The sequence below is a fragment of the Flavobacterium sp. GL_143 genome, from assembly GCF_057834355.1.
Genome location: NZ_CM174401.1, coordinates 2,084,851 through 2,098,111, shown reverse-complemented (window position 1 = coordinate 2,098,111; position 13,261 = coordinate 2,084,851). Strand labels below are relative to the sequence as shown.

Here is a 13,261-nt window from a genome sequence, read left to right as displayed (position 1 = left end):
TCTTAAAACTTATTTTTATTTAAAAGCAGTTACTATCAATAATGCTAAACTCGAAATAACACTACCAATACCAACCCACTCTCCTGCACTCATCTTTTTAGTTATTGGTTTTTCTGGAACAACAATTTGAGAGTCTGGTGTAACTTTAGGATACGATCTAAAGAACAAAAAGGAACTAGCTACAGCTGCTTTACCATTTGGATATATGATATAAGCTTTCTTCTTCCAACCCATATTATCGACACCTCCAACTGCATTTAAATAATATTTAAAACTTTTTCCACTTCTATATGGAATTTCTGAAGTCAACAACACATTCCCTGTTACTTTTACACCTTCATTATAAGTAGCTACTTCTATTTCGTCACCAGGAAACAAAGTAACATTTGAGTAATGATTTTTATCCTTTACAATTTTTTCCCAATCCACTGGAATCGTTGCGTATTTTAATTCTTCTTTTAATCTCTTAGCCAATTTTTTCTCTCTTAAAGTATCTTCTTTTGTTAAATTTAAATCGATACTTTTTAATTTTTCTAGTTGTTCCTCTTTAATTGGTCTTTTAATTTTCATCCCATCCAAATTAGCAATTGACGTCAATCCCCCTGCGCGCATGACCACATTATAAACTGTTTCTTTTTTATTAGCCAAAACATACTTACCTGGATATGATACAGCGCCACTAATTTTAACCATTTCTGGCTTTTCATAAACTGCCATTCTTCGTACATTAATAACATCAAAAGGCATTAATGCAAAGTTTTTTATCTGCTCATTGTTTCCTTCATTTATTTCAAGTTCAAATACGTTAACTCGTTTGGGATCTGTGTCGTTTATTGCATCCGACTTTATCATTCTTGCAACTTCAACTCTTTTTGATGCAGAACCAGTTAATCCACCAACTTGAACAACCAAATCATTCAGAGTTAAATTTTCGTAATATTCATATTCACCAGGATTTTTAACTTCCCCATCAATCGTAATTTTATATTCTTCTCTAAAATCCAAAATGGAGTATACTGTTACAATGTCTTCTCTTTTCAAAAGTATATCAGCATTCAAATCTCCGGACAAAGCATTTGCTAAATCAATATTAACAATCTCTGTCGTCAAATCAGGTTTTAAACGAATAATTCGTGCTCGTTTTGTGTAAGCATCTTCTTTTAGACCTTCTGCTCTTGTTATTAACTCAGACACACGCATTCCTTCTGTAAAAGAATAGAAATCTGGTCTAAAAACTGCACCTTCTATTTGAATACGATTTGCAAATCGATTCAGAATTTTTGCAACTTTAACCACATCTCCTGACTGTGGTTGATATGAATTAAATTCACTTTCATTTACATCATGAACCTTAAATTCTTTCCCTGTCTTTTGTAATATATTTACTGATGCTGTATACGCAAATTCATTAAATCCTGAAGCGAATGATAATAAATTAGTGAATGTTTCGCCTTTTTTCATTTCAAAAATCCCTGGGCGCTTCACTTCACCTTCTACTGTAACTCTCTGGCTATAAGCTGGAATTCGAATCACATCATTTTCTTTCAAACTAACATTATCAGATTGATCTCCTTTTACTAAAAATTTATAAATATCTATATTTTTATAAATTTTGCTATTACGAATCAATTCAATGTTTCTATAACTTCCATTCTTACCAGGTCCTCCAGCAAGATGTAGCGCATTATAAACAGTTGCCAAAGAAGAAACAGAATAATTACCTGGTTGTTTCCCTCCAACAATTGTTACCTTAATAGTACGTATCTGTGCTAGACTCACACTTACTTGTGATTGGCCAGAACGAACCGTACTATAAACTTTTGCTATTGCAGTTTTTATTTTTTGAGTAGCAGCTTCAATTGTCATTCCTGAAACAGCAATTTGGCCAATATATTGTATCGTAATCTTTCCTTCAACACTCACTGGAATATTGTCATCAAATTCCTGAACTCCATAAACACTAATCTGTAATTCATCACCAGGGCCAAGAATATAATTCATTGGTGTTGCTAATTTCAAATCAGGTTCAAAATTCAGAGTTGGATTATCAAATAACTCAGAACCAAAAATTAAAGCATTAATAGAATCTTTTATCTTATTATTATTAATCTCTTGTTGTTTTCTTCCAAACTCAGTTTTTTTATTCTTGTCCTTATCTTTTAGATTCTTATCATCTGAATCCTTATCATTTGAACTCTTCTTTTTTGGCTCTTTTCTAGAGATTTCGTCCACTCTTGTTTTTAACTTCGAAAATTCAGATTTACTCATCCCTTTGGTTAAAATTGCTTCCTCTGCATCATCTATAGTAAGGTCTTTAGCATCTAATTGATTTTTAATTTTATTAATATCACTATCTGATAAATAATCAACCTTAACAGTACTTAAGTCTTTAGATTGCAGTACATCCTGGGCTGACATATTTAATGACACAAAAAAAGTAAATAATAATACTAATACTGCCGTTATCTTTTTCATAGTTAATTTTAAATAAAATTCTTTTAAATAGTCTCTAATCTAATAATTTGGATTAAAAATCACAATATTTTAAGAATATTGTTTTTTATAATAATCTTTATAAGTACCAGAAGTTACATTTTGTAACCATTCTTCATTACTCAGGTACCAATTGATTGTCTTCTCTAACCCGTCCTCAAAAGTAACAGAAGGCTTCCATCCCAATTCTTTATTAATTTTAGAGGCATCAATAGCATAGCGCAAATCATGACCCGGTCTATCTTTGACATAGGTTATCAATTCTTGAGAAGCACCTTCAGATCTTCCTAATTTCTGATCCATAATTTGGCATAATAATTTTACCAAATCAATATTTTTCCATTCGTTAAAACCACCAATGTTGTAGGTTTCATGATTTTTCCCTTCATGGAAAACTAAATCAATTGCTATAGCATGATCTTCGACAAATAGCCAATCACGTGTATAATTTCCATCACCATAAACAGGTAATGGTTTATTATATATAATATTATTTATAAAAAGTGGAATCAATTTTTCAGGAAAGTGATAAGATCCATAATTATTAGAACAATTAGTTAAAACATATGGCAAACCATATGTTTCTCCATAGGCTCTTACAAAATGATCTGAACTTGCCTTTGAAGCAGAATAAGGTGAATTTGGATCGTATGCTGTTTTTTCTGTAAACAATCCTTCTACTCCTAATGAACCATATACTTCATCAGTACTAATATGATAGAATCTTTTTCCTTCAGAGTTTTTTTTCCATTGATTTTTAGCTGCGTTCAATAAATTCATTGTACCAATAACATTTGTTCTAACAAATGCTAAAGGATCTTCTATTGAACGATCAACATGAGACTCAGCTGCTAAATGTAAGATTCCCTCAAACTCGTTCTCAGAAAAAAGTTCATTTATAAAAGATTCATTTACAATATCGCCTTTAATAAAAGTATAATTTGGTTCATTCTCAATATCTTTAATATTTTCTAAATTACCTGCATATGTCAATGCATCTAAATTAAATATTTGATATTCTGGATATTTTTTCACGAAACGTCTTACTACATGTGACCCAATAAATCCAGCACCTCCAGTTATAAGTATTTTTTTCATTTTATTTTATTAATTCAATAAATCTGATTTTTGATTTTCTAATTCACAATATAAATCTTTTACATCTTGTGAACTATCTTTATGTAATATCAAATTAGCCGTATCTGTATATACAAAAATAGTGTTTTTTAATCCTAAAAAAGTAGTATGCTTATCTGAGCCTATAACCATGTTTCCGTATTTATCTACAAGATGTCCTTTCGTAATTAGATAATCATAAACAGACTCAAAAGATCCCAAATCAGACCATGCAAAAGCAGCTGGTACAACTTTTATTTTCTTACTTCGTTCCATAACCGCATAATCAATACTTATAGAAGGAATATCTAAAGATAATTCTAAATCTAAATTACCATTTTGATTAAGTTCCCACGTTTTTTTAGATTTTTCATACACTTCTGGTTGATAAGCTTTCAATTCATCTAATAAAACACCTGCTTTAAAACAAAACATCCCACTATTCCATAAAAAATTTCCTTGCGCAATAAAACTTTTTGCAGTTACACTATTAGGTTTTTCCCGAAACGAAATGACATCGTCTCCTTTTGATTCTATATAACCATATCCTGTTTCAGGCTTAGTAGGTAAGATTCCAAAAGTCACAATATATCCTTCTTTTGCTTTTTCTATTGCTTTTTCTATTGCTTTATTATACTCCTCCATTACATCAATAATATGATCTGAAGGCGTTACAATCAGAATATCATCCGGTTGCGAGGCAAGGGCTGCAAATGCAATAGCCGCCGCTGTATTTCTTGGAGTTGACTCAACAATGTTTATATAAGGCTTTCCTAATTTATTCATTACTTTTTCACTCAAATGACAGTTATCTATATTTCCAACAACCATTACTTTATCAGCTAAACCAGTATTTCGCTCTACTGTCATTTCAAACAATGATTTTCCTTCGAAAATTTCTAAATATTGCTTAGGCTGACTTTTACGAGAAAGAGGCCATAATCTACTTCCTACTCCTCCTGTTAAAATAACATGTATAATTGAATTCTTTGTATTCATATTTTTATTACTAAACTGAATTATTTCTTTTATAATCTACTATCAGCTATAATTCCCAACACTCCTTTTACATCGTACAACAAACTATTTGTTTTTTGTAATTCTGCAAAGTTCAAATTTAAAAAATCTGTATGCGCTACTCCTAAGACAACAGCATCAAACTTTTCATTAGGAACTGTATTTCTTATATCTAATTTATATTCTTTATGTACTTCTTCTAAACTTGCTAATGGATCAAATATTGTAATTGCAATACCATATTCTTTCAAAGCCTGAATTAAATCTACAATTTTTGTATTACGAACATCAGGACAATTCTCTTTAAATGTAATTCCGAGCATTAAAAGATTAGCTCCATTTACATAAATTCCTTTTTTAAGCATTAACTTCACTACTTGCGAAGCAATGTACTCTCCCATACTATCGTTTAAACGCCGTCCAGCTAAAATAATTTCAGGATGATATCCAAATTCCTGAGCTCTTTGTGCCAAATAATATGGATCTACACCTATACAATGACCTCCAACTAATCCTGGTTTAAATGGCAAAAAATTCCATTTTGTTCCTGCGGCTTTTAAAACAGCTTGAGTATCAATTTGCATCAAATTGAATATTTTAGCTAATTCATTTACAAATGCGATATTAATATCTCTTTGTGAATTTTCAATAACCTTTGCCGCTTCAGCAACTTTTATTGTTGGTGCTAAATGTGTTCCAGCAGTAATGACAGTTTTATACAAGTCATCAACTTTTTTTCCTATTTCTGGAGTCGAACCCGATGTTACTTTTAATATTTTTTCGACAGTATGTTCTTTATCCCCTGGATTAATTCGTTCTGGCGAATATCCTGCATAAAAATCAACATTATATTTTAATCCTGATATTCTTTCTAAAACTGGAACGCATTCCTCTTCTGTTACTCCTGGATAAACAGTAGATTCGTAAATAACAATATCTCCTTTTTTTAAGACAGAACCAACCGTTTCACTTGATTTGTATAGAGGTGTTAAATCTGGTCTATTATTTTTATCAACTGGAGTAGGAACTGTTACTATATAATAATTACAGTCCTTTATATCTTCAATATTAGAAGTACAATACAAACCAATAGTATCCCCAACTTTACCAAGCAATACTTTCTGTAATGTCTCATCATCAACTTCTAATGTTGTGTCAGTGCCAGATTGTAAAGAAGCAATTCTGGACTGATTGATATCGAAACCAACAACCGGATATTTTGTAGCAAATAACCTAGCCAATGGCAAACCAACATAACCTAAGCCTATAACTGCTATTTTTATGTTTTTCTCCATTATTACTAGTCTTTTTTAGTTATTTTAATCATTTATTTACACAGCTTCGCTTATCCAAGTCACATTTTGACTTAGATAAGCGAACATACAATTTCGGCAAATATACCATAATAAGGCTATTAATTCAATATCAAAAACCATGGAAAAATCAAAAAATATATCATTCAACATAAAAAAAACACAACCAACTAAAAATCAACACTAAAAAAATACCAAATAAAAGTATTAAACATAAAAAAATCACTAAAATTAGTGATTCTTTTTTATCATAAACTCTTACAAGTAACCTTCGTTCATCTTGTTAATTTATTTATATTTTATCTTTAACACACACCCTAATGATTCCAAAACCAAAATATAATGAGTATTCGATATTTCTTGAACAATTGCATCCTGATTACTAAAAACTCCAGAATCTAACTTTATTTTATCTCCTATTTTAAATGGAACTAATGAAACTTCACTAATGATTGGAGAACTCAAACTATTTTTAATAACATTTATTTCTTCATCTCTTACAATTGCTGGCTTTCCTAACCAAAACAAATAACGAATTACCCCAGGTGTTTGAAACACTAAATTTCTATCCAAATCTTTTAATTGAACAAAAACATAAGAATTAAATAAAGGTACTTCTATCTTTTTTTTCCTATCTGACCATTGTCGAATTTGAGTAATTAATGGACAATAACACGTTATCCCAATTTTATTTAATTGGTCCGCTACTTTTTTTTCCCATTTGGGCTTCGTATAAACTACGTACCAATTCATTATTATCTACTTATTATGAAATTCACTTATAAACATTAATGCAGTAATTCTCAATTAACCACAATCAAGATTTCAAGAACCAATTCCTAAATATACGAATCCTATTTTCTCTAATTCTTCTCTATTTAATATATTTCTTCCATCAAAAACGAAAGCTGGTTTTTGCATAGAGTCATATATTTTTTCCCAATCATAACCTACAAACTCATCCCATTCTGTTAGCACGGCAATTGCATGAGCTCCTAAGCAAGCATCATAAGCATTATCAAAAGTCGCAACCATTTTAGCATTTTCATCTAAACTTCTAGTCTCTAAATAATTTAAATCATTCAGCATTTTTACTCTAGAAACCTTAGGATCATAAACCGCAATCTTAGCTTGTTCATTTATTAAATCATCTGCTACATAAATTGCAGCTGACTCACGAGTATCGTTTGTGTCTTTCTTAAAGGCCCAGCCTAAAAATGCTATTTTTTTTCCTGAAACAGTATTATATAGTGTCTGAACTATTTTATTAGAAAACCTTCTTTTCTGGTGGTCATTCATAATAATTACCTGTTCCCAATAATCAGCTACTTCATGTAATCCATATGTCTTAGCAATATAAACTAAATTTAGGATATCTTTTTGAAAACATGACCCTCCGAATCCAACTGAAGCTTTAAGAAATTTAGAACCAATTCTGGTATCCATACCAATTGCTCTAGCTACTTCATTTACATCTGCCCCAGTTTTCTCACACAATTCAGACATTGCATTAATTGATGATATTCTTTGAGCTAAAAATGCATTTGCTGTCAACTTTGATAATTCTGATGACCATACATTTGTAGTAAGTATTTTATCTGATGCTACCCAATTAGAATACACCTCTACCAAAGCATCTATTGCAACTTTACCATCTGGTGTAGTATCACCACCAATTAAGATTCTATCTGGATTTAATAAATCTGTTACTGCTGTTCCTTCGGCTAAAAATTCTGGATTTGATAGTATTTGAAACTGAACTCCATTTCCTGTATTATCCAAAATACTCTTGATTGCCTCTGCAGTTCGCACAGGTAATGTCGATTTTTCGACTACAATCTTATTATCTTTTGCAATTTTTGCAATTTGTCTTGCGCATAACTCGATATACTTTAAATCTGCTGCCATACCTTTTCCTTTTCCATAGGTTTTGGTAGGTGTATTTACAGATATGAAAATAATTTGGGCTTCGTCTATAGCTTTTTCAACATTAGTAGAAAAGAATAAGTTTCGCCCTCTAGCTTCTGCTACAATTTTATCAAGACCTGGTTCATAAATCGGAATGTTATTAGTATCCTCATCATTCCATGCATTGATTCTTTCTTCATTTAAATCAACTACTGTAACTTGTATATGCGGACATTTTTGCGCTATAACTGCCATTGTTGGCCCTCCAACATAACCCGCACCAATACAACAAATCTTTGTGATTTTCATCTAATTAAATTTATAAATGTTTTATTTTATATTTTTCATTCTATATTAAAGAATGTTATTATTTCAAATTATTCCAATACCAACTTACAGCTTCTTTCAAGCCTTCTTGCAATGAGTATTCAGGATTGTAATCCAGTAGTCTTTTCGCCTTTTCAATACTTGCCAAAGAATGCGGAATGTCCCCTGCTCTATTAGGTCCATATGTTATTTCTACTGAAGCAATTTTAGGTTCATACTCAGATAAATATTTTTTCAAATAGCCTACTAGGTCATTTAATGTATTTCTATCACCATATGCCGTATTATAAACTGTATTTATAGCCCCTGGATTCTTTGTTGCAATTGCCAAAGCATTCATCTGAATCACATTATCAATATAAGTGAAATCTCTTGAGAAATTTCCATCTCCATTAATCAAAGGACTTTCTAAAGCCATCAATTGCATGACAAATTTAGGAATCACAGCAGCATATGCTCCTTTCGGATCTTGCTTTCTTCCAAAAACATTAAAGTAACGCAATCCAATCGTTTCTAAGTCATACGTTCTACTGAAAATTTCAGCATACAATTCATTTACATATTTTGTAATTGCATAAGGCGATAATGGTTTCCCGATAACATCTTCTACCTTTGGCAATCCTTCAGAATCTCCATAAGTAGATGAACTTGCAGCATATACAAACCTTTTCACTTTAGCATCACGTGAAGCCACTAACATATTTAAAAATCCAGAAACATTAACATCATTAGTTGTTATCGGATCATTTATAGACCTCGGAACAGAACCTAAAGCAGCTTCATGCAAAACATAATCAACACCTTGTACTGAATTAACACAATCAGCAATATTACGAATATCTCCTTCTATCAATTTAAAATTAGCATTCGAGATAAAATCTTTTAAATTATGTCGATGTCCTGTTGAAAAATTATCTAAACAAACAACTTTATGACCTTGCCCTAAAAAATACTCGCAAAGATTTGAACCAATAAACCCAGCTCCTCCTGTAATTAATATCGTGTTTTGTGATTCCATAATTAATACTTTAAAGTTACTCGATATTATTTTTTATTCAATTTATTGAAAATAGCTCGCAAAAAACTTGGCTTTTCAGACTCTTCATGATATCCGTTAGAATAATTACCATACCCATAAGTTGTTCCGTATTTGGCTTTATTCTCAAAACCATTCAAAACTATACTTGCATTTGTTAGCTCACCTCTTTTTACTCTATTATTCAACAACGTAATCATATCCTTTTTGGTATAATTCTGTCTTACAATATATAATGTTACATCACTATATTGTGCCAATTCCAAAGAATCGGAAACAAGACCAACTGGAGGTGTATCTAAGATTATATAATCATATTTTTTCTTCAACTCATCAATAAACTCTTTCATCGTTTCTCCCAAAATCAATTCTGAAGGATTTGGAGGAATTGGTCCTGAAAGGATAACATCTAAATATGGGATTTTGGTTGCATTCGTGATTTCAGCTAAGCTTTTTTTCTTAATCAAATAATTCACTACTCCAACTTCATTAGTCAAATTAAATTCTTCTGCCAATCTTGGCTTCCTTAAATCCAATCCAACAATAACTGTTCTTTTTTCGCTCAAGGCAAAAACTGTAGCAATATTAATAGAACAAAATGTTTTTCCTTCACCACTTACTGATGAAGTTATCATTAATGTTTTTGCACCATCAACTTGTTGTTTCTTATATAAAAATTGCAAGGAAGACCGTATTGCTCTAAACGATTCTGACAATGCCGATTTTGGTTTGTCAAATACAGCTAAACTTGAAGATTCGCCACTTACGCCGATTACTCCTATTAACGGAATCTGTGTTTGTTTACTAACATCCTCTATATTCTGGATTGAATTATTAATAAAGAAAAGAGCCAAAATCACCACTAGCGGAATTAATAATCCTAAGAATAATGCCAAAACATAATTAACAGATGTTTTAGGCCCTATCAATCCTCCTCCAACATCTTTGGCAGGATCTATGAAATGAATATCTGATAGATTAGCCGCTTTTACAATATCGGCTTCGCTTCTTTTTTGAAGAAATGTGCTATAAATATTATCGCTTAAATCATACTTTCTTTTAATCTTCAATAACTCTTGCTGCTCTTCTGGTAATTTTTTAATTGTACTTTCGGTCTGTCCAATTTTACTATTAACCATTGCTAAATCATACTGTAATGAAGCTTTTGCTGAAGCAATATTTTCTAACAAAACATTTTTAACAGCCATCATTTGATTGTCAAAATCTTTAAAAATCTTATCACTTTTTACTGCATAAGCCATTTCTGATCTTTGCGTAGAAAGCGAAATTAATTTAGAAACATTTACAACAATATTTGGATCTTCAATTCCTGCAACAGATGGCGCCGGCAATTTAGAATAATCAACACTATTTTTTAAATATGCTTTTAATGAATTATAATAAGCTACTTTACGGGTAATTTCATCTCTTTCGATATCAAAATCCATAATTTTATTCGAAAACTTAGCCCCTCCTTCTTCTATATTATAAACATTTTTGCCCTTTCTAAATGACTTTAACTCATCTCCTGTTTCCTTTAACTGAGTTTCCATTGCCACAAGTGTACTGTCAATAAAACTAATCGTATTTGTAGCAAACTGATTCTTACTGTCAAGTTGGATTTTCATTAACATTTTTACGGTAGAATTTAAATACTCTACCATTCTTGCTTTATTGGTACCTTGCATTCCTAAAGTAAGTATAGAACCACCTCTTTCGTCTGATTGCACATTAACTCCTCTATATCTCGCTACAGTTCCATCAAAATCGTTAAATCTTATAAAATATTCTTTTCCTTTATAAAAACCTGGATTATCATTAATTTGCAATTTCCAATTCAGAAAAGGCAACGAGACTTGCTCACCAACTTTATACTTCTTTACAAATTCTCCAATTTCTACTGCTGTATTACTACGTGAATTATTGGTATAAGTAATTAATGAAACTGAATTACCCTCAAAAGGAATTCTGATTTCGTATTCATTGTCACTTAAAAACTTAACACTAATTAATGAACCAGCAAGTTGTCCTTTAGATTTATCGATAGCTATATAAAAAGGAACTGCTCCGTAAGCATCTACCAAATTATATTCTCCTTGTTCTAAATAGTCTATATAATATTGTAGTTTATCTACAACTAGCTCGTTATGGGATCTTGATTGCAACACTGTAGTCGTGCTACTCATTTGATCTGAAGTTCCGCCCCAATTAAAAACTAAACTTGTGTTTGAGGTAAAAAAAGGATTATTTTCTTCTTTTATGGAAATCAAAGTTTCCATTCCATAAATTTTTTCTTTACGAATATTTACTTGATAGGCAATTGCAAAGGCAATAATCAAACTCACTAAAAACCATTTCCAATACCCTCCGATTTTTAATAAAAATCCTTTCAAATCAAAACTTGATTGATTATCAAAAATCGAAAAATCTTTTATATCTAACATTTTATTAGTAGGTTTTTAAAGTTTTAAAAGTAAAAATGTAGTTGTTGCCAAAGATATTATCGTAATTATTGTTCCTATAGACTCAATTCCTGTTTTACCTGTTCCCCAAGTTTTTTGCTTGAGTGGTTTTACATATATATAGTCATTTGGCTGTAAATAGTAGTAAGGAGATTTCATTACGTTAAGATCCGTAAGATCTATATCATGCATTTCTACTCCTGTAGGAGATTGACGAATAATGGTAACTGCTTTTCTATTTCCTGTAATTGTAATATCACCAGAGTTAGCAATAGCTTCCATTACATTTACATGTTGCTGAAAAAGTGTTTTGGTACCTGGGGATCCCACTTCTCCATTTATTGTATATCTAAAACCAGCAAGTTTTACTGTAACAAAAATATTCGCTTCAGATTTAAAATGCTCGTCTAATAATTGCTTCTCGATTTTAATACGCACTTCTTCAAGTGTATATCCCATAACATTTATTTCTCCCAGAATTGGCATTCTAATATTCCCATGGTCATCTACCGTAAAACCATCAAAATACAGACCTGCCTCTGAACGCACAGAAGTTTGTCCGCTTGCTTTTTCTGTAGTATTAAAAATTGCTACTAATTTAGGATCAATAGCTTTTATATCAATGCTTAAAACATCATTTGTTTGTAACCGATATGGTTTTGATTCTACAGCGGCAATATTACTTTCTGTTCCAGTTGCTCCTTTATCTTGTAAATAAACTAAGTCATTTAATGGTATGCAAGATGTAAAAAGTGCTCCAATAAGCAGCAACAGATAAAAAGAGTTTTTGTTCATTTGTAGAATTTTAACAGCAAATATAGCTTTTCATTTACTATTTAGAAAATATCGATTTTGATTAAAGAATCATTAATGATTTTTGAAGGTTTTTTCGAACGGAACTCTTTGTAATATACTTCGTCCAAGGGTAACTTCGTCTGCATATTCTAGTTCATCTCCCACTGCAATTCCTCTTGCAATTGTAGAAATTATAATATCGACATCGGCAATTTGTTTGTAGATATAAAAATTGGTAGTATCTCCTTCCATAGTCGAGCTTAAAGCAAATATAATTTCGGCTACTCCGCCAAGTTTTACTTTTTCGACTAAACTCGTTATATTCAACTGACTTGGCCCAACTCCTTCTATAGGCGAAATTTTCCCTCCTAAAACATGATAAATCCCTTTATATTGTCCCGTATTTTCTATTGCCATTACATCGCGAATATCTTCGACTATACAAATAGTTTGATGATTCCTGGATGTATTGGCACAAATTTCGCAAACTGCAACATCGGAAATATTATGACAGCTTTCGCAAAATTTAATATCGGCACGCATTGTTGTAAGTGCTTCGGCCAAAAATCCGGTTTGCTCTTTGGGTTGTTTTAATAAATGTAAAACCAATCGCAAAGCCGTACGCTTACCAATACCTGGTAATTGCGACATTTCGTTGACTGCTTTTTCTATTAATTTTGAAGAAAATTCCATGAGGGCAAAAATAGTAAATTTGCGGGTTTACCCGACTTGAGTTTATAAAAATCAGAAGTTTTAAATGCTTTAAATATCACATTTTAAAACTAATTATTACT

10 protein-coding genes are annotated in these 13,261 nt (G+C 31.2%); all 10 read right to left on the bottom strand.

What is annotated here, in order from left to right:
- Nucleotides 1-15: 15 nt before the first annotated feature.
- The 10 genes from AC3IPI_RS09090 to recR all read right to left on the bottom strand — a co-directional run bounded on the left by AC3IPI_RS09090 (nucleotide 16) and on the right by recR (nucleotide 13,160).
- Nucleotides 16-2,475, bottom strand: coding sequence for an SLBB domain-containing protein (locus tag AC3IPI_RS09090; protein ID WP_489158533.1), 2,460 nt, complete (start codon nucleotides 2,473-2,475; stop codon nucleotides 16-18).
- A 69-nt stretch (nucleotides 2,476-2,544) separates the two neighbouring features.
- Nucleotides 2,545-3,591 (bottom strand): dTDP-glucose 4,6-dehydratase, encoded by a 1,047-nt coding sequence (gene rfbB / locus AC3IPI_RS09085; RefSeq protein ID WP_489158531.1) that lies wholly within the window; start codon nucleotides 3,589-3,591, stop codon nucleotides 2,545-2,547.
- A gap of 9 nt (nucleotides 3,592-3,600) precedes the next feature.
- Nucleotides 3,601-4,608: a mannose-1-phosphate guanylyltransferase gene (locus tag AC3IPI_RS09080; protein WP_489158529.1), complete on the bottom strand. Its 1,008-nt coding sequence runs from the start codon at nucleotides 4,606-4,608 to the stop codon at nucleotides 3,601-3,603.
- A 29-nt stretch (nucleotides 4,609-4,637) separates the two neighbouring features.
- A complete protein-coding gene (locus AC3IPI_RS09075; protein WP_489158527.1) occupies nucleotides 4,638-5,921 on the bottom strand; it encodes a nucleotide sugar dehydrogenase in 1,284 nt (427 codons plus the stop codon).
- A gap of 306 nt (nucleotides 5,922-6,227) precedes the next feature.
- Nucleotides 6,228-6,692: a UpxY family transcription antiterminator gene (locus AC3IPI_RS09070; protein WP_039111721.1), complete on the bottom strand. Its 465-nt coding sequence runs from the start codon at nucleotides 6,690-6,692 to the stop codon at nucleotides 6,228-6,230.
- 72 nt (nucleotides 6,693-6,764) lie between these two features.
- Nucleotides 6,765-8,156, bottom strand: coding sequence for a UDP-glucose 6-dehydrogenase (locus tag AC3IPI_RS09065; protein WP_489158525.1), 1,392 nt, complete (start codon nucleotides 8,154-8,156; stop codon nucleotides 6,765-6,767).
- A gap of 58 nt (nucleotides 8,157-8,214) precedes the next feature.
- The gene (locus tag AC3IPI_RS09060; protein ID WP_489158523.1) at nucleotides 8,215-9,192 is read right to left on the bottom strand and encodes an SDR family oxidoreductase; all 978 of its coding nucleotides are present in this window, start codon (nucleotides 9,190-9,192) and stop codon (nucleotides 8,215-8,217) included.
- A 26-nt stretch (nucleotides 9,193-9,218) separates the two neighbouring features.
- Nucleotides 9,219-11,654, bottom strand: a complete 2,436-nt coding sequence (locus AC3IPI_RS09055) for an exopolysaccharide transport family protein (RefSeq protein ID WP_489158521.1) — start codon at nucleotides 11,652-11,654, stop codon at nucleotides 9,219-9,221.
- A 15-nt stretch (nucleotides 11,655-11,669) separates the two neighbouring features.
- The gene (locus AC3IPI_RS09050; protein ID WP_039111725.1) at nucleotides 11,670-12,467 is read right to left on the bottom strand and encodes a polysaccharide biosynthesis/export family protein; all 798 of its coding nucleotides are present in this window, start codon (nucleotides 12,465-12,467) and stop codon (nucleotides 11,670-11,672) included.
- A 72-nt stretch (nucleotides 12,468-12,539) separates the two neighbouring features.
- Nucleotides 12,540-13,160, bottom strand: a complete 621-nt coding sequence (gene recR, locus AC3IPI_RS09045) for a recombination mediator RecR (RefSeq protein WP_039111726.1) — start codon at nucleotides 13,158-13,160, stop codon at nucleotides 12,540-12,542.
- Nucleotides 13,161-13,261: the final 101 nt, after the last annotated feature.

Bases quoted from the DNA above. Each gene is read 5' to 3' on its own strand.
- AC3IPI_RS09090 (WP_489158533.1), bottom strand. From the start codon at position 2,475: ATGAAAAAGATAACGGCAGTATTAGTATTATTATTTACTTTTTTTGTG.
- rfbB (WP_489158531.1), bottom strand. From the start codon at position 3,591: ATGAAAAAAATACTTATAACTGGAGGTGCTGGATTTATTGGGTCACAT.
- AC3IPI_RS09080 (WP_489158529.1), bottom strand. From the start codon at position 4,608: ATGAATACAAAGAATTCAATTATACATGTTATTTTAACAGGAGGAGTA.
- AC3IPI_RS09075 (WP_489158527.1), bottom strand. From the start codon at position 5,921: ATGGAGAAAAACATAAAAATAGCAGTTATAGGCTTAGGTTATGTTGGT.
- AC3IPI_RS09070 (WP_039111721.1), bottom strand. From the start codon at position 6,692: ATGAATTGGTACGTAGTTTATACGAAGCCCAAATGGGAAAAAAAAGTA.
- AC3IPI_RS09065 (WP_489158525.1), bottom strand. From the start codon at position 8,156: ATGAAAATCACAAAGATTTGTTGTATTGGTGCGGGTTATGTTGGAGGG.
- AC3IPI_RS09060 (WP_489158523.1), bottom strand. From the start codon at position 9,192: ATGGAATCACAAAACACGATATTAATTACAGGAGGAGCTGGGTTTATT.
- AC3IPI_RS09055 (WP_489158521.1), bottom strand. From the start codon at position 11,654: ATGTTAGATATAAAAGATTTTTCGATTTTTGATAATCAATCAAGTTTT.
- AC3IPI_RS09050 (WP_039111725.1), bottom strand. From the start codon at position 12,467: ATGAACAAAAACTCTTTTTATCTGTTGCTGCTTATTGGAGCACTTTTT.
- recR (WP_039111726.1), bottom strand. From the start codon at position 13,160: ATGGAATTTTCTTCAAAATTAATAGAAAAAGCAGTCAACGAAATGTCG.